Origin of the sequence: Bacteroides sp. AF34-31BH (assembly GCF_003602795.1) — a bacterium.
GTDB classification, from domain to species: Bacteria; Bacteroidota; Bacteroidia; order Bacteroidales; family Bacteroidaceae; genus Bacteroides; species Bacteroides uniformis.
The window spans coordinates 55,635-78,193 of the sequence record NZ_QTLV01000012.1 but is presented as its reverse complement, the minus strand read 5'-3'; the positions used below and the strand labels follow the sequence as shown (position 1 = coordinate 78,193).

Annotated in this window: 13 protein-coding genes; all 13 read left to right on the top strand. The window is 44.9% G+C overall.

The window, feature by feature from the left end:
- Positions 1–214 precede the first annotated feature (214 nt).
- The 13 genes from DWZ67_RS16145 to DWZ67_RS16085 all read left to right on the top strand — a co-directional run bounded on the left by DWZ67_RS16145 (position 215) and on the right by DWZ67_RS16085 (position 22,372).
- Positions 215–1,102, top strand: coding sequence for a helix-turn-helix domain-containing protein (locus tag DWZ67_RS16145; protein ID WP_009037794.1), 888 nt, complete (start codon positions 215–217; stop codon positions 1,100–1,102).
- Between the two features lie 72 nt (positions 1,103–1,174).
- The gene (locus DWZ67_RS16140) at positions 1,175–2,458 is read left to right on the top strand and encodes an acetylxylan esterase (protein WP_005834805.1); all 1,284 of its coding nucleotides are present in this window, start codon (positions 1,175–1,177) and stop codon (positions 2,456–2,458) included.
- 91 nt (positions 2,459–2,549) lie between these two features.
- Entirely contained in the window at positions 2,550–3,842 is a 1,293-nt protein-coding gene (locus DWZ67_RS16135; protein ID WP_005825026.1) for a glycoside hydrolase 5 family protein, read from the top strand.
- 112 nt (positions 3,843–3,954) lie between these two features.
- Positions 3,955–4,926 (top strand): glycoside hydrolase family 5 protein, encoded by a 972-nt coding sequence (locus DWZ67_RS16130; protein WP_098031859.1) that lies wholly within the window; start codon positions 3,955–3,957, stop codon positions 4,924–4,926.
- 234 nt (positions 4,927–5,160) lie between these two features.
- Complete coding sequence (locus tag DWZ67_RS16125) at positions 5,161–8,427, top strand: SusC/RagA family TonB-linked outer membrane protein (RefSeq protein ID WP_005825021.1); 3,267 nt, start codon at positions 5,161–5,163, stop codon at positions 8,425–8,427.
- A 20-nt stretch (positions 8,428–8,447) separates the two neighbouring features.
- The gene (locus tag DWZ67_RS16120) at positions 8,448–10,169 is read left to right on the top strand and encodes a RagB/SusD family nutrient uptake outer membrane protein (RefSeq protein WP_005825019.1); all 1,722 of its coding nucleotides are present in this window, start codon (positions 8,448–8,450) and stop codon (positions 10,167–10,169) included.
- 16 nt (positions 10,170–10,185) lie between these two features.
- On the top strand, positions 10,186–11,487 hold the full coding sequence (locus tag DWZ67_RS16115; RefSeq protein WP_005834814.1) for a glycan-binding surface protein: 1,302 nt from the start codon (positions 10,186–10,188) through the stop codon (positions 11,485–11,487).
- A 21-nt stretch (positions 11,488–11,508) separates the two neighbouring features.
- Positions 11,509–13,494, top strand: coding sequence for a hypothetical protein (locus DWZ67_RS16110; RefSeq protein ID WP_005825014.1), 1,986 nt, complete (start codon positions 11,509–11,511; stop codon positions 13,492–13,494).
- Between the two features lie 67 nt (positions 13,495–13,561).
- Positions 13,562–15,259 (top strand): glycosyl hydrolase, encoded by a 1,698-nt coding sequence (locus DWZ67_RS16105; protein ID WP_005825012.1) that lies wholly within the window; start codon positions 13,562–13,564, stop codon positions 15,257–15,259.
- A 405-nt stretch (positions 15,260–15,664) separates the two neighbouring features.
- Positions 15,665–18,913, top strand: a complete 3,249-nt coding sequence (locus DWZ67_RS16100; RefSeq protein ID WP_005825009.1) for a SusC/RagA family TonB-linked outer membrane protein — start codon at positions 15,665–15,667, stop codon at positions 18,911–18,913.
- Between the two features lie 12 nt (positions 18,914–18,925).
- Positions 18,926–20,695, top strand: a complete 1,770-nt coding sequence (locus tag DWZ67_RS16095) for a RagB/SusD family nutrient uptake outer membrane protein (protein WP_005825008.1) — start codon at positions 18,926–18,928, stop codon at positions 20,693–20,695.
- 26 nt (positions 20,696–20,721) lie between these two features.
- Complete coding sequence (locus DWZ67_RS16090; RefSeq protein ID WP_005834823.1) at positions 20,722–21,579, top strand: hypothetical protein; 858 nt, start codon at positions 20,722–20,724, stop codon at positions 21,577–21,579.
- Positions 21,580–21,649: 70 nt separating this feature from the next.
- Positions 21,650–22,372: a hypothetical protein gene (locus DWZ67_RS16085; RefSeq protein ID WP_005825006.1), complete on the top strand. Its 723-nt coding sequence runs from the start codon at positions 21,650–21,652 to the stop codon at positions 22,370–22,372.
- Positions 22,373–22,559: the final 187 nt, after the last annotated feature.

Genomic DNA, 22,559 nt, shown 5'->3' with positions numbered 1-22,559 from the left:
CTATAGTGTGTAAGTGTACGAGATGCGCATCTCATACATCCTTACATTAGAGCCTGAGGGGGAGAAGAACGGAAGTTTTGCTTTTCCGGGTGGGACTTTCCCGGGTATCTGCTCATATATAACAATTATTACCTCTAAATGTAACAAATGGTACTGTTGTGGGATTAAAAAGAATGAGTATATTTGTGGCATGATATTTTTTTAACCAATGCCTATGGAAAACCAGAACTATATCATGAGGGAAATAACCCCTCTGTCGGAACGTGACTGTTTCTATATTGCCGATCGTCGCAAAACAGAATTTACCTACCCCATCCATTGTCACGCAGAGTATGAACTGAACTTCACGGAACATGCTTCCGGCGTACGTCGTGTGGTGGGCGATTCTGCCGAGATTATCGGTGATTATGACCTGGTGCTGATAACCGGTAAGGAGTTGGAGCATGTATGGGAGCAACATGAATGTACCTCCGGGGATATTCGGGAGATTACCATTCAGTTCTCTCCCGACTTGTTCTTCGGGAACGTTGTCAACAAGAACCAGTTCGACAGTATCCGTCGGATGCTGGAGCGTGCACAGTGCGGACTTAGTTTCCCCATGCAGGCCATCATGAAGGTGTACAACTGGCTGGATAAGCTGGCTTCCGAGGAGCAGGGCTTTTATGCCGTGATGAACTTTCTCCGTATCCTTTACGAACTTTCCCTCTATGACAATGCCCGGGTGTTGTCCAGTTCTTCGTTTGCCAAGATAGAGACTTTCTCTGACAGCCGCCGGGTACAGAAGGTGCAGAAATACATTTCCACCCATTATCAGGAGGATATCCGGTTGGCTTCATTGGCCGATATGGTGGGCATGACCCCGGTCTCTTTCAGCCGTTTCTTTCGCCTGCGCACCGGCAAGACGCTTTCCGACTACATTATTGATATCCGTCTGGGCTTTGCCACGCGTATGTTGGTAGATTCCACGCGTACCATTGCAGAGGTGTGCTATGACTGCGGCTTCAACAATCTGTCCAATTTCAATCGTATGTTCAAGCGGAAGAAGGGATGCTCGCCGAAGGAATTCCGTGAGAATTATCGGAAAAAGAAGCTGGTGATATGATAAAAAAGTATTGGTATTCTTCATTGAAAGTGCCTATTTTTGCACCAATGATTAATACTAATATCTGATATCATGAAAAGAGTTTTTTCCTTATTTTTATGTCTGCTGTGTGTATGTGCTGTGACGGCGCAGATACGCGGCAATGAAATCCGTGTAGTCGTTTCACCTGACCATAGCGATTGGGTGTATCGTCTGAATGAGAAGTGTACGTTTACCGTCCGGGTGCTGAAGGCACAGAACCTCTTGTCCGATGTCAAGATTGACTATGAACTGGGCCCCGAGATGTATCCTACTGAAGTAAAGAAAGACGTGGTGCTGAAAGATGGTACCTTGAAGTTGCAAGGCACGATGAAGACTGCAGGCTTCTTGCGTTGCAAGGTCAAGGCGCATGTGGACGGCCGGACTTATGAAGGGCTGGCTACATCGGCCTATGCTCCCGAGCAGCTGCAACCTGTGACGAAACTTCCTGCCGATTTTCGGGATTATTGGGCCAAGACCTTGGAAGAGGCGCGCAAGACTCCGTTGAATCCCCTTATGACGCTGCTTCCCGAACGCTGTACGGAAACGGATAATGTATATCAGGTCAGCTTCCAGACAAAAGCTTGGGGAGGACGTTTTTACGGTATTCTCAGTATTCCCAAGAAAGAAGGGAAGTATCCGGCTTTGCTGCGTGTGCCCGGTGCGGGTGTCCGCCCTTATGCGGGAGATACGTATACGGCTCCTGGAAAGGTGATTACATTGGAGGTGGGTATCCACGGCATTCCCGTCACGATGCAGCAGTCTGTATATGATGCGCTGGCAGGTGGGGCGCTGAGCAATTACTGGACGTTCGGCCGCGACAGCCGGGATGCTTCTTACTATAACCGTGTGGTGGTAGGCGCTTTGCGTGCTGTGGATTTTATCTGTTCGCTGCCGCAGTACAACGGGAAGGCGCTGGGCGTTACGGGCTCCAGCCAGGGCGGTGCCTTGTCTGTGATTACGGCGGCTCTTGATTCGCGCGTTACTTTCCTGGCGGCTGTTCATCCTGCCTTATGCGACCACGAAGCGTTCTTCAAGAAGCGCGCTTGCGGCTGGCCCCATTATTTCTATTATTACGGTGCTCCCGATGAAAAGCAGCTTGAAACGGTGCGCTATTATGATACGGCAAACTTTGCCCGCCTGCTGAATGTGCCCGGTTGGTTCAGTTGGGGGTATAACGATGAGGTCTGTCCTCCCACTTCCATGTATGCAGCCTACAATGTGATTTCTTCTCCGAAGGAACTGCATCCTTATCTGGAAACCGGGCATTACTGGTATCAGGAACAGTGGGATGAATGGCTGGACTGGATACGGAGACAACTTAATGTGCCAATGTGATTAATCACATTGGCACATTAATCTGATAATATAGTATCATTTTTTATGATATGAGCCGCGTATCTTTGTGTATCGCTTAAAAACTGATAATATGAAGAAACAATTCCTTTTGCTGACAGTACTTTTATTCCTTTTGGGGGCATGTGCCCCTAAGCCTGCGGAGCATTCGTTTATTAAGGTCAATGCCGATGGACAGTTCGTTCGCGACGGAAAACCCTATTATTTTGTAGGTACCAATTTCTGGTACGGTGCCATTCTTGGTTCCGAAGGTGAAGGCGGCAATCGTGAACGGTTGCATAAGGAGCTGGACTTTCTGAAAAGTATTGGCATCAACAACCTGCGCGTATTGGTGGGTGCTGACGGTGAAAATGGCATAAAGACGCGGGTAGAGCCCTCTTTACAAGTGGCACCGGGCGTCTATAATGATACTATTTTAGCCGGATTGGATTATTTTATGAATGAACTGCGTGAACGTGATATGACAGCTGTCCTCTATTTGAACAATTCCTGGGAATGGAGCGGTGGCTATTCCGTTTACCTGCAATGGTCCGGACACGGTGATGCCGTGGTACCTGCCGTAGACGGATGGCCCGCCTATATGGAGTATGTCAAGCAGTTCCCCCAATCGGACAGCGCGAAGGCCTTGTTTGCCAATCATGTCAATTATATTGTTTCACGCACCAATAGGTATAATCAGATAAAATATGTGGATGACCCCACTATTATGTCTTGGCAGATTGGTAACGAGCCTCGCGCTTTCTCTGACGAGAACAAGGAACCGTTTGCCCGCTGGATGGCCGATGTGGCTGCACAAATCAAGTCACTTGACCCGAACCACATGGTGTCTTCCGGCAGTGAGGGCTCGTGGGGATGCGAAATGGATATGAATCTTTTCGAGAAGATTCATGCCGACCCCAACATCAATTATCTGAATATCCACATCTGGCCTTACAACTGGAGTTGGGTGAAGGCGGACAGCCTGAAGGAACTTCTTCCGCGTGCCAAGGAAAATACTAAGAAGTATATAGATGACCACATGGTCATTGCTCGGAAGTACAGCAAGCCGATTGTTTTGGAGGAGTTCGGTTTTCCCCGTGACGGTTTCAGCTTTTCCAAAGAGGCACCGACCACTGCCCGCGATGAATATTACCGTTATGTATTCGACCTCATCCGCCAGGACCGTGAGAGCGGCGGACTCTTTGCCGGATGCAACTTCTGGGCATGGGGTGGTTTTGCCGGACAAAATCCCGACCATGTATTCTGGGAAAAGGGAGATGACTATACCGGTGACCCGGCTCAAGAACAACAAGGACTGAACTCTGTCTTTGCCACAGACAGCACTATTGAAATAATTAAAGCGGAAAACCGGAAGCTGCAAAATTGAACCTATCCGTGCTTTTCCGTGTAATCCCTGCCTGAAAATTAGAATGTAAGCGTGTACAAAGCGTTTGTACCGTTATATAAGAAAGATTATTACTCTAAATACTAAGTATGATATGAAAAGCATATGGAAAGTTATGTTGGCGGTTTGTTGCCTAGGTATGACCATTGGTTGTGGAACAAACCCGTCGAAGAATGAAAATGTAAAGGAAACGCTACCGGCATTGGTGGTCAATGGTACGCAGTTGATGAATACCGAAGGAGACACGGTGGTATTGCACGGTGTCAGCTATGGCTGGCATCAGTTCTGGCCCCGTTTCTACAATGCCTCTTCGGTTGCTTATCTGGTCAATGACTGGGGCGCACAAGTGCTTCGGGCCTCTATGGGAGTGGATTTGGATAGCGCCTGCTATGTGAACAAGCCCGAATTCGGTATTGAGTGTGTTACGAAAGTGGTGGATGCTGCTATCGAGAACGGCGTTTACGTCATCATCGACTGGCATAGCCACAATCTGCGGCAGGAAGAAGCAAAGGAGTTCTTCACCCAAATGGCTACCCGTTACAAAGGGGTTCCTAATGTCATCTATGAGGTTTTCAACGAACCGGTGGAAGACAGTTGGGAGCAGGTGAAGGCATACTCTGTGGAGGTTATCAAGACGATTCGTGCCATAGAACCGGATGCCGTTATCCTCGTTGGTTGTCCGCATTGGGACCAGGACATCCATTTGGCAGCGGACGATCCTATTACCGGATATAGCAATATAATGTATACACTCCACTTTTATGCCAACACCCACGGACAGTGGCTGCGCGACCGCGCCGACTATGCTCTGGGCAAGGGCTTGCCGATTTTCGTTTCCGAATGCGCCGGTATGGAGGCAAGTGGGGACGGCCCCATCAGTAAAGAAGAGTGGGGGAATTGGCTGGACTGGATGCAGCGGCATTCCATCAGCTGGGTGGCCTGGTCTTTGTCTGACAAGGATGAGACTTGCTCCATGTTCTATCCGTCGGCTTCTTCCGAGGGAAACTGGAAAGATGCAGATATGAAGGAATGGGGAAGAATGGTACGGGACGAACTGAAGAAATGACCCTTTCGGGAAAAAGCAATATGATTTAACCATTAATAATTTAAGAAAAAAAGAATTGTGCCTATGGGAAAAAAGGAAAAACGGAACTATGAAGACATGGACTGTTTGGAAGTAAACCTAAATGTCAAGGCTGTGATAGTATATCAGGGCTTTTTGACTCAGTCTCATTTTTGTTAACTAAAAAAATCTTCTTTTGGGAGGTTTTGTGTTTGTTTTAAATCTAAGAAATACAGTATGAATTTGAATTTTAGAAAGACAGCGCTGCTTGCGGGGATATGCTCGGTGTTCAGTCTGGGTTATGCTCCTCAGCTTTTCGCAGTATCATCGACGGATACCGTTGAGGCAGTGCAGCAAACAAAGAAAATTACGGGTGTCGTCAGTGATGCTATGGGCCCTATTATCGGTGCCAATGTATTGGAAAAAGGTACAACGAATGGTGTAATTACCGACATTGACGGTAACTTTGCCTTGAATGTGAAACCAGGAGCTACCATTGTAGTCTCCTTTATAGGCTATGTCAGCCAGGAAATAAAGATAACGAACCAGACAACAGTGAACATCACGCTGAAGGAAGACTCCGAGATGTTGGACGAAGTGGTGGTTGTGGGGTACGGTACGATGAAGAAAAGCGACCTTTCCGGTGCTTCCGTTTCCATGAGTGAAGACAAGATTAAGGGTTCTATTATCACCAATCTCGACCAGTCCCTTCAAGGGCGTGCTGCCGGTGTGACGGCAGTCAGCACTTCCGGTGCTCCGGGTTCTTCCTCCTCTATCCGCGTACGTGGTCAGGCCACTATCAATGCTAATGCCGAGCCGTTGTATGTAATTGACGGTGTGATTGTACAGAGTCAGGGACAAAGCGGTTCATCTTATGGTTTGGGCGATGCACTGGGTAATGGCTCGGTTTCCACCATTTCTCCGCTTTCCACCATCAACCCTGCTGATATCGTCAGTATGGAAATTCTGAAAGATGCTTCGGCAACCGCCATTTACGGTGCGCAAGGTTCCAATGGTGTGGTTTTGATTACGACCAAACGTGGTAAGGCGGGTGAGGCTAAGTTTACTTATGACGGTATGTTTGCCGTTCAACGCCAGACAAAGCGTCTGGATATGATGAATCTGCGTGAGTATGCCACTTATTATAATGATTTGGCAAACATGGGTGAAATCTCTGACCCTAGTAATTATTATGCCGATCCTTCTCTGCTGGGAGTAGGTACAAACTGGCAGGACGCCATCTTCCAGACTGCTTTGCAGCATCAGCACCAGATTTCGGCACAAGGTGGTACAGAGAAGATACAATACTACGTATCAGCTTCCTATATGGATCAGGACGGTACCATCATCGGTTCAAACTTTAACCGTTACAGCTTCCGTGCCAACTTGGATGCCCAACTGAAGAAGTGGTTGAAACTCGGTTTGACCGCCACCTATACAGCAACGGGTGATGACCTGAAACTGGCAGACAGTGATGAAGGTTTGATTAACTACTCGTTGACCACTCTTCCTGATATACCTATCTATAATCTGGATGGCAGCTATGCCACCGTTGTTCGCGAAGGCTACACGAATCCTAACCCGATTGCCCTTGCCATGATGGATGACATTCTGCTGGACCGTCAGAAACTGACGGGTAATATTTTCTTTGAGGTTACTCCGATTAAAAATCTGGTATGGCATGCCGAATTGGGTTATGACATCAGTTCCAGCAAAGGTGAGCGCTACAAGCCGATGGTTGATTTGGGTGGATGGGTACGTTCCAGTAATGAAAGCAATATCCAGAAAAACAGCAGTACATTCTGGCAATTGAAGAACTATGTGACCTATTCCGGAAACATAGGCGACAAGCATCATTATACAGCCATGGTGGGTCAGGAGTGCTGGGAGTCCAGCTATGACTTCACGAGTGTGTTCAATAGCGGTCTGCCTTCGGATGAAGTGCACAATCCTGCCTTGGGTACGGGAACCCCGACTATCAATGCAGGTTTTGGAAGCTCGTCTATGGCATCTTTCTTTACACGTCTGACTTATAACTATGCCGACCGTTATCTGGGTACTTATACCTATCGTTATGACGGCTCTTCAAACTTCGGTCCCGAGAACCGTTGGGCAGGCTTCCATTCATTGGCTACTTCCTGGCGCTTTTCCAACGAAACGTTCTTTGAACCGTTGAAGAAGGTCATCAGTAACGGTAAGTTGCGTCTGGGATGGGGACAAACTGGTAATGCCAACATCGGTGGTTATGCTTGGGGTACATCCATGAGTCGTATGCCTTCCGGTCTGGGTATGGGGTATCGCCCCTCCAATATACCGAATACTTCCATCAAATGGGAGTCCCAGGAGCAATGGAACGTCGGTGTGGATTTGGGATTCCTGCACGACCGTATCAACCTGACGGTAGAGTGGTACAAGAAAACTTCCAGTGATATGTTGATGCCGTTGCAGTTGCCTTCTTATATGGGTACTTCCGGTAATGCCTCTTCTGCATTGGCTGCTCCGAAAGGTAACTATGGTGACATAGAGAATACCGGTTTTGAAATCTCTCTGAACACACATCCTATTACGGGTAAGTTTGAATGGGATTCTGACTTCCAGATTTCTTTCAACAAGAACAAACTGAAAGGATTGGCTGGTACAGCCAATGCGCAGATTGTGGGTTACGGACAGTGGACCGATGTAGTCAGTGTATCCAGTGTAGGCGAATCACTTTATAACTTCTATGGATTTGTTTGTGATGGTGTTTACAAGGACCTGGAGGACCTTCAGACTTCTCCGAAACCTGCCAAGTACCCGGCAAACGGTGTATTCGACCGTACCAATACCGTATGGGTGGGTGATGTGAAATATAAGGATATCAGTGGTCCTGACGGTGTGCCCGATGGCGTTATTGACGACTATGACAAGACCAATATCGGTTCTCCGATGCCTAAGTTTACTTTTGGCTGGACCAATACTTTCCGTTACAAGAACTTCGACTTGTCCGTTTTCATCAACGGTTCCTATGGCAACAAGGTGTATAACTACCTTTCCATGAAGCTGACACATATGAACTCTCCCTGGACTAACCAGCTGAATGCTGTAAACGGACGTGCACAGCTTGTTCCTATCAATCCGAACAAGGTCTACGAAGATGGAACGATGTGGTATAATGATGTGTCTAACGTCATGGTGGCAAACCCGGGAGCTTCCATTCCACGCGCCACTATCAATGACCCGAATGACAACGACCGTATCAGTGACCGTTATATTGAAGATGGTTCTTATATCCGTCTGAAGAACATCTCTTTGGGATATACTTTCCCGAAAAAGACGATTGATAAACTGGGACTGAGCAACTTGCGTATCTATGCCAATATCCAGAACCTGCTGACCATTACCGGTTATGACGGCTATGACCCTGAAATTGGTGCCAGCACTTCAAGCGTCAATGTCTATGGTTTGGACAACGGACGTTATCCGTCTCCTACAGTTTATTCATTCGGCTTGAACGTTTCATTCTAACACTTTAAATTGAAGAAAACATGAAAATCAGATATATTAAATATTGGGCGTTTGCAGCTGTACTCGGTATGGGAACAGTTTCATGCGAGGATTTCCTGAACCGTCCTACCGAAGACAATTATAACGAATCGAACTTCTATCAGAATGACGAACAATGTGTGCAGGGGGTTAATTATCTTTATAACTCACCTTGGTATGACTTTCAGCGCGGTTTTATTAAAGTCGGTGAAATCTTGTCTGGAAACGTATACGAGGGAAACAGCCCTTACTTGAATTTTACGGTGAATGGTACGGATGAAAACCTTGTGAACATGTCCTATTCTCTATGGGCAGTGATTGGCCATGCCAATACTGTATATACTCGTTTGAAGACGGCAAATGCGTCAGAAGCAGTGAAAAATCAGTGTATGGGCGAGTGTCTGGCATGGAAAGCCATGGCTTACTTCTATTTGGTACGTAGTTTTGGCGCAGTACCCATTATCCATGATAATACGGACGAATTGAATTCCGGTAATTATAACTCCAAATTCAAAGTGGAGGCAGCAGATGTGTACGAATATATCATTATGACTCTGGAGAAAGCTATGGAGTTGCTTCCGGCCAGAGGTGAAACGGGACGTATTGACCGCTATTGTGCCGAAGGTCTTTTGGCTAAGGTGTATCTGACTAAGAGTGGCCTTTCCGGTACCCGCAATGCGGATGATTTGGCGAAAGCGGCAGAATATTCCAAGGATGTAATTAATAATTCCGGCCGTAACTTGCTGGCTAACTATTCCGATGTTTTCCGTTTGGCAAACAACAAGAATGAAGAGTGTCTCTTCTCCTGGCACTGGTCGGCAGGACGTGACCCCTGGACACAGCAGAATACGTTGCAGTCGGACTTGGCAATGGTGGGATTCGATGAATTTGGTGATTGCTGGGGTGGCTATGCAGGTCCGTCGGTTGATTTGCAGGATGCATTTGGAATTTCCGCTTTGGAAAGTCCTGAGACGCGTTCGGATACGGATACCCGTCGTAAGGCTACTATGATGATGGCAGGTGATGTATACGATTATTTCTGGCAGGACAAGGGCGGATTTGATTATCTGCGGTTTATTTATGATGCCGAATATGGTAAGGGAGGACCTAATGGCGATTACCAGTCTCCTACCGGTGCCAATCACGTGAAGCATCTCTATGGTAACAATAATGACCATGTATTGGGCTTGGGCGTATCGGCTGGTAATATGTACAGCGGCCTGGCAACCCATATCCTGCGCCTGTCCGATATCTATCTGGTATATGCCGAGGCGAAAATGGGACTGGCTACCTCTACTACAGACCAGAGTGCACTGGATGCTTTCAATGCAGTACGTGGCCGTGCCATTCCGGGAGTTACTCCGAAAACCTCCATTACTTGGGAGGACGTCTGGAAGGAACGCCGGCTGGAACTGGCTTGCGAAGGCGACCGTTGGTATGATTATGTACGTTTGGCATATTATGATTCCCAGCGTGCTATCAATGAGTTGAAGGCACAGCGCCGTGATGTTTATTATAGTCTGGGTACTACTTATAAGGCTTATTATGAAAACGGCAGTTGGACGGTGAATCCGGACGAGACCCGTTACAATCCGGATGCAAAGGCGCCGAATGTGACAGTCTCCAGCTTTACATTGCCGTTCCCGACAGAAGACGTGGTGTTCAATCCTAATTTGATGAAAGACCCGGTACACGTAGATGTACGTTCTGAATTCAGTTATTAATTTAATGCTTGAAAAGATGAAAAATAATAGATATACGAATTGGTTCTTCGCGGCAGCTGTTGTTGTAGCAGGCTTTTCCATGGCGGCTTGTGAGGATGAACCGGATAAATATGAAGTGGCAGGGGGAAAGCCTACCTTGAAATATGTTCGTGTCCCTGATCCGGCAGCGGCAGACTCTTTGCTGACGGGGGCTTATATGGCGAATACGATTTGTCTGGTCGGTGAAAATCTGCGGAGTGTTTACGAGCTCTATTTCAATGACCAGAAGGCGATACTTAATACCAGTTACATCACTGACCATACACTTATGGTAGATGTTCCGAAAGAGATTCCTTCGGTAGTGACTGATAAGATTTATATGGTGACCAAAGCAAAGGATACCATAGATTATGATTTCAAGGTGTTGGTTCCGGCTCCTACCGTGAACTCCATTTCTTGTGAGTTTGCAAAGCCGGGTAGTGAGGTGACACTGATTGGTGACTATTTCATTGATGACCCGAATGTGCCGCTGACCATTACGATGGCCGGTAATGTGGAAGTGACTAATATTACGAACATAACCAAGACTGCGGTCAGCTTTATTCTTCCGGACAATGCTCCTGCAGGCTATATCAACGTGAAGTCCATTTATGGTACCGGACGTTCCAAGTTCCGCTATTATGATACACGTAACATTCTCTTTGACTGGGACGGTTCTCATGGCGGTATGGCTATTGCCCACGGTTGGCGTGATGGTAGCAAGGTGTTGAGAGAAGCCGATGAAAACAGTATTGACGGTGCTTATATCTGTCTCACCGGAGCACTTGACGGTGCTATCGGAGCTACTTGGGCAGAAGATGAGTTCTCGTTCAACTATTGGCCGGAACCGTCTGCCGGTTATCCCGAACTTTCTGCACGTCCTGAGTTTGCAGAACTGCTCGAGGAGTATGGCGTCAATGGCTTGCAACTGAAATTCGAGGTGAATATTCCTTCTTCCAATCCGTGGCAGTCTTGCGCTCTACAAGTGATGTTTACGGGTAATGATGTGGTGACTTATGCGACGGGAACTAATGCTTATTTTAGTGATACGAATGTGCCGCGCGGTTTGTGGTTGCCTTGGAAGAATACGGGTTCGTATGATACGGGTGGTAAATGGACAACCGTTTCCATGAATCTGTCCGAGTTCAACAAGACGCATGAAGGTAATAAGTGTGATAGAACTTTTGACAAGACTATGCTGACCGGATTGACATTCTTTGTCTGGGCAGGTGGTGTGGAAGGTAAGGATTGCAATCCGGTGATTATGATTGACAACATCCGTGTGGTACCTATTGAATAACCTTTTAAATAGAATACTGATATGAATAAAACATATAAATTTCCGGCACTGTGGATGATGTGCCTGATGCTCTTCAGTTGCTTGACGTTTACGGCCTGCGACAATGGGGATGATGAAGATACCAACCAATATAAAGGGGGAATCAGTCTGAATGTATTCGGACCGAGTCCCGTATCCCGCGGCGGTGTACTCCGTTTCCTAGGCAGTGGCATGGATAAAGTGACTGCGGTCGCTATTCCCGGTTGCGACGATATAACAGACATCGAAGTAGTCAGTGATACGGAAATCCGTGTCACTGTACCTCAGACAGCCCAGCCGGGGTTGGTTGTCTTGAAGACTCCGAAAGGGGATATTACAACAAAAACCGAGTTGACATTTACGGAGCCGATTGCTTTGGAGGCTTTTGCACCGGCAGAAGTAAAGCCTGGTAGTGAATTGACCATTACTGGTGAATATTTGAATTTGATTAAAGAAGTGATATTTGCTGACGAGGTAACAGTGCCTGCTGATGAGTTTGTCAGTCAAAGCCGTCAGGAGATTAAAGTTATTGTTCCTGATTCTGCTCAGACCGGTAAGTTCATCTTGTCTGATGGAGCTGAAATCCCCAATTGGATTTATTCTGAAGGGGAACTGGAGGTTACTTTGCCATCGGTAGAGGCTCCACTCGACCTGGTAGATAAGAAGCCGGGGGATGTCATTCGAGTTTCTGGTGAAAACTTTGATTTGGTGAAGAAAGTGCAGATGCCGAATGGGGATGAAGTTGAATTTACGATGACTGCCTCTTCCGAAGGAGATGAACTTACTTTTACATTGCCGGATAATGTCTCGGACGGAGAAGTTACGGTACTTCCTGCTTCGGATGTAAAAGTTGTGGTCGCTACTGTTGTAGTAGCTACGCCTTCGAACGTAGTGGCTGTTCCTGCTGTAAACTTGCGTGGTGGAGATATGATTACCTTGAAAGGTACCAATATGGATTTGGTGACTGATGTAACGTTCCCTGGTGTAGAAGAAGCAGTAGGATTGGAATCACAAAACTCGACTGAAATAAAGGTCTTGATGCCGGCTGCGGCTATTAGTGGTGATTTGCAATTGAATACAAATAGTGGAAAAGCAACTGCCGTATCTATTGCAACGGCAAAGCCGGAAAACATTTCTTATAGTGCGGCGACGGTCCCGGCAGGAGAGGCTTTGACTGTCAAAGGAGTAAATATGGATGTAGTTTCGGCTGTTGTATTCAGTGGTAATGTGGAGGTTACCGTATCCGATGCCACCGCTACTGCCATTTCCTTGACTGTACCCACAACTGCTGAAACCGGGGCCTTACTCTTGAAGATGGCCAATGGTGAATCTGTGGAAGCACCGTCTCTGACAATAGAGAAACCGGTATGCGCCTATTTGCCGGCATTGCCTGACAAATTGGTTCGGGGACGAATTGTGGAACTTGAGATTGTTAATGCTGATAAGCTGACAAATGTATTGCTGAATGAGGCTGCTGTTCAGTATATCAATGATGCAGCTAAAGGGGTATTGATGTTGAATGTACCGGCTGAGCTGGATGGAACTTATAGCCTAAAACTGATTTCTTCAAATGGTGAAATTGCTTATGATGTTCTTGTAGTTGCCAATGAAGAAACAGTTTGGGCTGGTCCGCTCGATATTAGTTGGGGTGATGGAGGACGTGTGTTGGTACCGGCTGTATCTTTTGCCAAGGTAACGGCAGGCACTGTCATGAAAGTCTATTTTGATCAGAAAGACCAGACTTGGGCACAGGCTCAGTTTAACTATGGCGATTGGAGTGGCATAGCTTTCTCTTTGTTTGATACGACTATGGTACCGACAGACATTTACGGATGGAGTTTCGAGAGCCGTGTGATGGAGTTGACGTTGACTCAGGAGATACTTGATAATATTCAAGCTAAACAAGGAGATTGTGAAGACCAGACAAATGTAGGTATCATTATTCAGGGCAGTGATTTGACGTTTACAAAAATAACGATTGTAAATTGATGAATTGTGGCTTGAAGAATGTGACTATGGATGCCCTGATTAAGAATGAAATAAAATCATAATTAAGATGAAGAAACTGAATATAAAATGGATGCTTTCGTTGATAGCAGCTTTTACTTTTGCCTCCTGCGATACTGATGTCGATCATGATATCCCAGCAGTGGATACACCGGTATTGGTGTCTACTACTCCTGAAAGTGGAGCAGCCAAAGTGAAAACGGGAGAAATCACTATTGAGGTGAAATATGACAAGAATATATTCTTTGCAACAGACAATCTGAGCGAAATCAAGTTTACCGGTGGTGAACTGATAAGTGCCGATGTACTTGGCGCAAGCAATATACTGACTGTAAAAGTGAATGTTCCCGGGAGAGAGACGGCTTGTTCTCTCTCTATCCCCGAGGGAATAGTAACCGGACCGAACCAGATGCCTGCTCCGGCTGTATCGGTTCAGTTCTCTACTGTCGCTTTGGACAAGGCACTGGTTGCCGCTAGTTCGGCCAAAGCTGTGAAACTGTACAATTATCTATTGGATAACTTCGAGACGAAGACACTTTCAGCTATGATGGCCAATGTTGCCTGGAATACGGAAATGTCCGAAAAGGTGTATGGATGGACTGGAAAATATCCGGCTATCAACTGTTTCGACTATGTTCATCTGCCGGCATCTGTAGCTGGAGCAGACTGGATTAATTACGGTGACATTACTCCTGTTAAGGATTGGTCTGACAAAGGTGGCATCGTAGCTGCCATGTGGCATTGGAATGTACCCAAGAAAGCTGTAGGCGAAGCTTCTTCTACCCAAATATGGGAAGGAGAGACAGTAATGCCGGGTGATTGGAGTGGAAATGTACAGATGACGGATGATGCTGCAAAAGCTGTCTTTGCTGATGCACAAGTGGGTCAGGTGATACGCGTGGCTGTGAAGGATGTGGCAGCGGGTGCACAAGGTTCGTTCAAAAACAGTGGTTGGAGCGAGATTGCTTCAGGAACTGATTATTTTGACATATCCGGGGACTATACATTGGTGATTACCGAAGATGTTTTGAAATCCCTGCAAGAAGGTGGTCTCATCATTGGTGGACATGATTATACAGCAGTTGCTGTTTATCTTGAAAATAACGGTACAGCTCTCGACCCGAATAAGGATTATGCCTTTTATAAGGCAGATACGGAGTTTGATGCTACCAATGCCACAGTGGAAGGCACTTGGGAAAACAAGGTGTTTACCGAAGATTTGAAAAATGCTGCCGCTTACTTGAAGCTATTGAGAGATGCGGATATTCCGGTATTGTGGCGTCCATTCCACGAGGCAGCCGGTGGCTGGTTCTGGTGGGGTAAGGATGCTGCCAGCTTTAAATCTCTGTGGATTGCTATGTTCAATTACTTCAAGACTGAAGGATTGGATAATCTTATCTGGGTTTGGACTACCGAGGGCAATGATGCCGATTGGTATCCGGGAGATCAATATGTAGACATCGTGGGACGTGATGTTTATAATAAGGAAACTGCAGATTGTGTTTCAGAATATACTTCCATTGCCGAAAATTATGGAAACAAGATTGTTTCGCTGAGTGAATGTGGTACGGTCGGACTTATTTCCGAACAATGGGCATCTGGTGCACGTTGGAGTTGGTTCATGCCGTGGTATGACGGGACAAATGAGGATGGTAGCCCGGTAGTCCATGCTGATGAAGCATGGTGGAAGGATGCTATGAGCCAGGAATTTGTTGTTTCCCGTGAAGAGCTTCCTTCTATGGAATAGCAATTTTTAATAATAAAATAGAAAGGGTTGTCTCTGGTTAGTATCGGGGCAACCCTTTCTGTCTTTTATAGCTTTTAGTTGTTGGTTATAGAATTCATGCTTTATACTTTTTAGGAAAAATAGTAATGGATGTTAAATGAGTGTCGTTATTTGATAAAATAGTATTATAAGGTTTGCTGCTAAAAGTCTACTTTTGTCAAGCCTAATTAAAATTTGATAATAATCATATAATGTTTAACCGCTAATGAAATGAAAAATGCCTATGAGAAAGGAGTGATATGTATACCAACCACTTTATAGAATAAGGTATATTTAATTTTTCCTCAAAAAGAGAAGTTTAACCTTATATTAAACGGTAGATGCCGCCAGGCAATACCAATTCATTAATCTAAGAAAAATACAAGTATGAATTTAAATTTCAGAAGAACCGCGCTGCTCGTGGGTATCTGTTCGGCTGTCAGCCTGACTTATACTCCGCAACTTTTCGCCGCATCGGTCGATGCAATAGATGCTGTGCAGCAAGCAAAAAAAATCACAGGTACTGTAACAGATGCAATGGGACCGGTCATCGGTGCCAATGTATTGGAGAAAGGAACCACAAATGGTGTCATTACCGACATTGACGGTAATTTCACATTGAATGTTCAGCCGGGAGCAACGATTGTTGTGTCTTTTATCGGTTATCAGCCGCAAGAAATAGTGGTAGGTAACCAGACTAGTTTCAAGATTCAGCTAAAGGAAGATACGGAATTGTTGGATGAAGTAGTCGTAGTGGGTTACGGTGTACAGAAGAAGAAACTGGTGACAGGTGCTACGGTTGAGGTAAAAGGCGAAGACATCGCAAAATTAAATACTACGCAGGCATTGGGCGCTTTACAAAGCCAGTCTCCGGGTGTAAATATTCAGGCCGTTTCCGGTCAGCCGGGTGATGGGTTTAAAATTAATATTCGTGGTGCTGGTACTAACGGAAATACAGCTCCAGTTTACGTTATTGATGGTGTAGCCGGTGGCGATATTAACGCCTTGAATCCTGCCGATATTGAACGTATTGACGTGTTGAAAGATGCTGCATCTTGTGCAATTTACGGTTCGAGCGGTGCCAACGGTGTTATCCTTATTACTACGAAGCAGGGTAAGGTAGGAAAGGTTTCTGTATCTTATGATGGAAACATAGGTTGGGCAAATATATATAAGATGCCTGATATGTTGAATGCCAAAGAATATATGGCGGTAATGGATCAAGTGGCCTATAATAATGGAGGCCAACCGTATGATTGGTCAAAATTCGTAGATGCTGATTTGCTGACTGCTTATCAGAATGGTACCAATCCTGGTACAGATTGGGTAAAAGAATTCCGGAATAAAAATGCTGTGGTTACTAATCATGCGTTGAATGTAACAGGTGGTTCTGAATTCTCCAAATTTTCGACAGGTATAGGCTATCAGTATCAGGATGGTGCATTCGGTGGTCCGGTGAAGACTGACTATCGTCGTTTTACTTTCCGCATTAATTCTGAGCATGTGATATATCGTAAGGGAGATGTGGATGTGATAAAGTTTGGTGAGAATATATATTATCAGCACAAACAGAATCAAGGTGTGCAGTTAGGTAATCAATATTCGAATGACCTTTCTAATGCTTTGCGTGCTATTCCTCTGATTCCTGTATATAATGAAAATGGTGATTTCTTCATGTATGATGATTTGAAGAATTTTGGAACGAGTGCTAATGGTATACTTGATTATACTGCATATGCTTCTAATCCGATGGCTCACATGGTATATAATCAGGCTGGGAATAATAAGAATAAGAATTTTAATCTGAACACAGCGGCATATCTGGAAGTACAACCACTTAAGAATCTTATTTATAAAGGTCAGGTTAGTTACAAACAATGGTCAAGTTCATGGCGTTCATATCTTCCCGTTTACCAAATTAATAATCAGGGAGATAGCCGTGATAAAGACCAAACGATAAATAACGTGTCTTTGGGTTGGAACTGGAGTTTGACTAATACGTTGAGTTATCGGTTTGATATTACAGACTTACATCATTTTGATGTTTTGGCTGGTACAGAGTATTCTAAATCAAGACCAACTTATGGCGAATCAGTAGAGGCAACCGGTTATAATAGTGCTTTTGGTGACTTTACACATGCTTATTTGCATAATACAGAACGTAAAGCTACTGCTACAGTAAATGGTTATCCCTCGGATTATGGTTCTAAGATGTCTTATTTTGGACGTTTGAATTATGACTTTAAGGAAACTTATATGTTTTCTGCTATCATTCGTGCCGATGGCTCGTCTAAGTTTGCGAAAGGCAATCAATGGGGATATTTCCCATCATTCTCTGCTGGTTGGGTTATTTCAAACGAGGCTTTTATGAAGAATACTGCTTCTTGGCTTGGTTTCTTGAAAGTCCGTGCTGGTTGGGGACAGAATGGTAATGACAATATCCCTAATTCAAATTGGCGTGCCGGTTACGAGTTTGGCGATTATGGTCTTTATACATTTGGCTCGGATAAGAATGGAGGTACAACCGGAGCTTACCCGAATCGTTTGGCTAACCCCGATTTGACATGGGAAACTTCAGAACAGACCAATATCGGTATTGATGCCCGTTTCTTGGATAACCGTCTGAGTTTTACCATGGACTGGTATAGCAAGCAGACGAAAGACTTGTTAGTGGAAGTGGGTACCAATGCGGCTTCCGGTTTCGCTACTCAATATCAAAATGCTGGTACGGTAAAGAATACTGGCCTTGAACTTTCAATGGGCTGGAGAGATCAGATTGGTAAGGAGTTCAAGTATGGGGTGAATGTCAATATGGCCTATAATAAGAATGAAGTAACGGAGGTTAATAACGCCAATCATTTTATTGAAGGCGGTAATGATTTGTTGGCTCAAAGTACGGGTCGGTTTGTCCGTATGGAAGAAGGACATCCTATTGGCTATTTTTATGGTTATAAGACGGATGGTGTCATTCAGAACCAGAATGACTTGCAGGCATATCTTGACCAGAATTGTAAAGGAAATGCGGCAAACTCTAAGCAAGGTGCAAGTATTAAACCGGGTGATTTGAAGTTTGTGGATGTTGATGGAAATGGGGTGATTAATGATGACGATAAGACTGATTTGGGTAATCCTCATCCTGACGTGACAATGGGTCTTACGTTAAGTGCGGAATATAAAGGATTTGATTTCTCTGTAACAACCTATGGCGCTTTTGGTGCACAGGTAGCTCGCTCTTGGCGAAAGTTCTCAGATGGACAGTATGAAAACTATACGACAGAAGTTTACGATTACTGGCATGGCGAAGGAACCTCAAACAGATATCCGCTGCTTGCGCCGGGAAATAGTGGACAGAATTTCCAGGCCATTTCAGATATTTATATTGATGATGCCGACTATGTTCGCATTCAAAATCTGACTATAGGATACGATTTCAAGAGAATTTGGAAGAACTGTCCGTTCCAGCAACTTCGTGTGTATGCTGCTGCACAGAATCTATTTACTTTTACCGGTTATAAAGGGATGGATCCGGAGAATGGTAGAGCCCTCAATGACAAAGAACCGTGGGTAACCGGTGTTGATGTAGGTAACTATCCTCAACCTCGTACTTATATGGTAGGTGTTAATGTTAAATTCTAAAATTGATACACGATGAAAAAAATAGCATATTTAATAGGTGCAGCTTTGATGATAGCAGGAATGTTTGCTTCTTGTAGCTTGGACTCGATGAGTCTGACGGAAAAAGATACGACCAATTTTCCTAAAACGGCTGAAGATGCCAATCAGGCTTTAGCTGCCATATATCAGAACCTGAATAATGTCAATGCTTTTCCACAGCAGTCTTTCTTGTATAATTCTCTGCTGGCTTGCGATGATATGTTGGGTGGTGGTGGTCCCAATGATAAGTTGATGCAATCTTTGGACCTTATTTGTAATACGGGTACAAATGCTACGCAGGACTACTGGGTGGCTCGCTATCAAGGAATCAACCGTGCCAATACGTTGTTGGAGGCTCTTGCTGGTATTGAAATGGATCCGGAAGTAAGAGCGCAGGCTGAGGGCGAAGCCAAGTTCCTTCGTGCTTTTTATTACTACGAGTTGGCTTCCATGTATGGGCGCGTACCTTTGGTGATTACTGCTTTGTTGCCCGAAGATACTACTCCTCCGACTGCCGCTGTTATCTGGGGGCAGATTCTGCAGGATCTTCGCGATGCGGCTGCAAATATGCCGGCTGTTCGCAAGTCGGATGGGCATGTTGATAAATATACGGCTGAAGCTATGTTAGGACGTGCTTGGTTGTATTATACTGGTATGTATGGCAATGGTGAAACTCTGAACGATTTGGTTAGTACGAACTATAGTCCGTTGACTTCAGTTGATTTGCCTGATGGGACAACTTTGACCAAGCAGGATGTGGTTGGGTATATTGATGATTGTGTGAATAATTCTGGTTATAGTCTTGTTCCTGAGTTTCGTAATTTGTGGGCATATACCAATAAATGTACGGTAGAAGATTTTCCGTTTACTGCCGGTCAGGGATTGAAGTGGGTAGAAGATGATGCAGCGGTAAATCCCGAATCCATGTTTGCCATTAAATATAATAAACTTGCATCTTGGAGCACTACTATCGGTTATGGTAACGGTTATGCTCTGCATTTTGGTGTACGTGGCAATGATCAGGCCAATTCTTTCCCCTTCGGACAAGGATGGGGTGCCGGTCCTGTAGCTCCCAATTTTTATAATGATTGGAGTGTGGCAGAACAAGATGATGCCCGTCGTCCGGCCTCCGTATTCAAGACGGAGGATATGCCGAGTTATAATAAAGGTGGTGGTGACGGCTTTATCCAAGAAACGGATTATTATCAGATGAAAATAGGTTCTATCATGGCTTATAGTACGGATGCGGCTGGAAATAAAACGATTGAGCCGGTATTTGAGAAGATAATGTATGGTGCCGACGGCTGGATTAATGATAATCTGATGCAAACCGGTTCTATTCATGATTTGGTTTTGATTCGTTTTGCGGATGTATTGTTGATGCAGTCTGAATTGAAGGAAGATGTTTCCGGTATAAACAGAGTGCGTAGTCGTGCCGGACTTGAACCTATTGGTACATATTCGTTGGCTGCATTGCAGAATGAACGCCGTTGGGAATTATGTTTTGAAGGTACTCGCTGGAACGATATTCGCCGTTGGCATATTGCTGCCGATGCCCTTGAAAGACAGACGGGAGCAAAGGTTTATACAAATGGGGCTGAAAGCCGTAATGTGGCGCAGAACGGTGGTTATGCCGCACGTTATAAGGCTACGGCAGGTTTCCAGAAGATTCCCGAAAACCAAGTCCTCCTGAATGAAGGAAAGGTAGAACAAAATGAGGGTTATACGGATGCAAGTGCTGAGTATAATGGTTGGCAAGAATAGAATATGAATTTAAAATGAAAAAAGATATGAAAAAGATATTATTCGCAATACCTTTGTTTGCAATGCTGCTGGTGGCTTGCGATCCGATAGTGGATGAAATCAGTCCGGATCCCAATGTCACACCGGAAAATCTTACTTTTGAACTTGTGGCCAAGAACCAGGGAAACAACAACATTCAGATTGTTCCTACTCCGTCACGTTATGTGAAGGTTTATGATGCTACGTCTGATATCAAGTTGGCAGAAGGTACGGCTCCGTCGGTTCAAGTAGCTCCTCCTAATAAAGAATTGCAAGTATATGTAACAACCATTAATTCGGACGGCTCCATAACAAAATCGGCTTCCAAATCAATAGCAGTAACGGAGTATACAGATCTTCCCGCTATTTATGCTGATGTATTCGGCACAACTCCGGACGGTGGTTATGGAACAACCACTTGGGTCTGGAATACAGAAGCTGCAGACGGTTGTTGGGGTAATGGAGGTTATCTCGGCAATACCGGCCCCGGTTGGTGGATTTGTGATGCTGTGGGAGATGTCGGAAACGGTAGAGGGCAAATTGATGAACAAGCTGTAGGAAAAGGATTGCCTGATGATGGATTAAATGGTTGGTTCTCACTTAGTTTGACTGGTGTTCAGACAAGTCGTGGTGAAAGTGGTTCTGTCAAGGTGTCAGAAGATGTGGTGCAATCCGGTTGGGATGTAGGTACTATGGAGTTCTCTGGTACTATTCCATTGTTAGGTATACAGCCGAATCAAGGAAATGCACGTCAGTATGAGTATCATATTTTGAAGATTACAGAAGATGAACTTCGTCTTTGTGCTCCTGAACCCGGTGCTGGCGCTTGGGGTACGGCATGGTTCTGGAACTTCAAGAAAAAATAGTTAATATTGAAAGGTACGGGTGGGTAACGACCACTCGTATACTTTTATTACTAATTAAAAAAATGCAACAATGAAACGAACTTTCTTTTTGATATTACTGTTCTTCTGTGCTCTTTTTGTTAAAGCGGATGTTTTGGGACCGTATACAATGGATAGTAATGTACCTCCCACACCAACCGGATATGCTCGGGTTGTACTTCCGATAGGAGGTGCTGACGCTTCGGTAGCCGTAAGCATAACTGTTTGTGACGAAAGTGGTCAACAGTATGTTTTGAGAACTACTACCCCAAATGCTGCTCCATATTGTTATTTCTTGGCTTATGGCGTTTACCGCGTGGTCGCTTTAGAGGATTGTACAGCACAATCTAATTGGGGCGCACTTACGGTTGGTACAATTTTCGAAGTGACAGGAGGTGGCTATATTTCTTTAAATTATATAGGAACAATCTCTACTCCAAGTATTGTTCAAGCATCGGGTACTGATGATAATGTTCCTCCTTCCAAAGTAGGTTACAATATAATGAAAGTGTATGGAATAGAGACAAACGGCGGTGGGGTGTTGGTTGATTCTGACAAAAAAGAATATGGTATCTTTAATTATACCGGACATATAGGCGGTGCTCATTACTTTTACATTAAGCCAGGCACATACACTATAAAATCTTTGAGTGCTACCAATGGAAATTATATTTATTTGGAGTATGGAAATGTTAGACAACCGCTTTCTGCTGGTAGGACTTTCACAGTTCCTGCGTCATTCTTCTCCATTGTGTTTTCTAAAAAGGCACTTTAAGAATAATCTATAAATGAATTATTCAACTCAAAGCAGTTGTCGTTACCCCCCCGACTTTATTAGTCGCCCGTAACATCGGATAATTGTAAATGCATTAACCGAATAGTACAATTGTTTAATGGTTAAATCAGGAAAAGGCGAGTCGTGAGATTCGCCTTTTCGCATTCATTCTCTATTGCCTTTCCGG

Coding starts and splice junctions, on each gene's coding strand:
- DWZ67_RS16140 (WP_005834805.1), top strand. CDS start 1,175: ATGAAAAGAGTTTTTTCCTTATTTTTATGTCTGCTGTGTGTATGTGCT.
- DWZ67_RS16110 (WP_005825014.1), top strand. CDS start 11,509: ATGAATAAAACATATAAATTTCCGGCACTGTGGATGATGTGCCTGATG.
- DWZ67_RS16100 (WP_005825009.1), top strand. CDS start 15,665: ATGAATTTAAATTTCAGAAGAACCGCGCTGCTCGTGGGTATCTGTTCG.
- DWZ67_RS16145 (WP_009037794.1), top strand. CDS start 215: ATGGAAAACCAGAACTATATCATGAGGGAAATAACCCCTCTGTCGGAA.
- DWZ67_RS16085 (WP_005825006.1), top strand. CDS start 21,650: ATGAAACGAACTTTCTTTTTGATATTACTGTTCTTCTGTGCTCTTTTT.
- DWZ67_RS16095 (WP_005825008.1), top strand. CDS start 18,926: ATGAAAAAAATAGCATATTTAATAGGTGCAGCTTTGATGATAGCAGGA.
- DWZ67_RS16120 (WP_005825019.1), top strand. CDS start 8,448: ATGAAAATCAGATATATTAAATATTGGGCGTTTGCAGCTGTACTCGGT.
- DWZ67_RS16130 (WP_098031859.1), top strand. CDS start 3,955: ATGAAAAGCATATGGAAAGTTATGTTGGCGGTTTGTTGCCTAGGTATG.
- DWZ67_RS16105 (WP_005825012.1), top strand. CDS start 13,562: ATGAAGAAACTGAATATAAAATGGATGCTTTCGTTGATAGCAGCTTTT.
- DWZ67_RS16115 (WP_005834814.1), top strand. CDS start 10,186: ATGAAAAATAATAGATATACGAATTGGTTCTTCGCGGCAGCTGTTGTT.
- DWZ67_RS16135 (WP_005825026.1), top strand. CDS start 2,550: ATGAAGAAACAATTCCTTTTGCTGACAGTACTTTTATTCCTTTTGGGG.
- DWZ67_RS16125 (WP_005825021.1), top strand. CDS start 5,161: ATGAATTTGAATTTTAGAAAGACAGCGCTGCTTGCGGGGATATGCTCG.
- DWZ67_RS16090 (WP_005834823.1), top strand. CDS start 20,722: ATGAAAAAGATATTATTCGCAATACCTTTGTTTGCAATGCTGCTGGTG.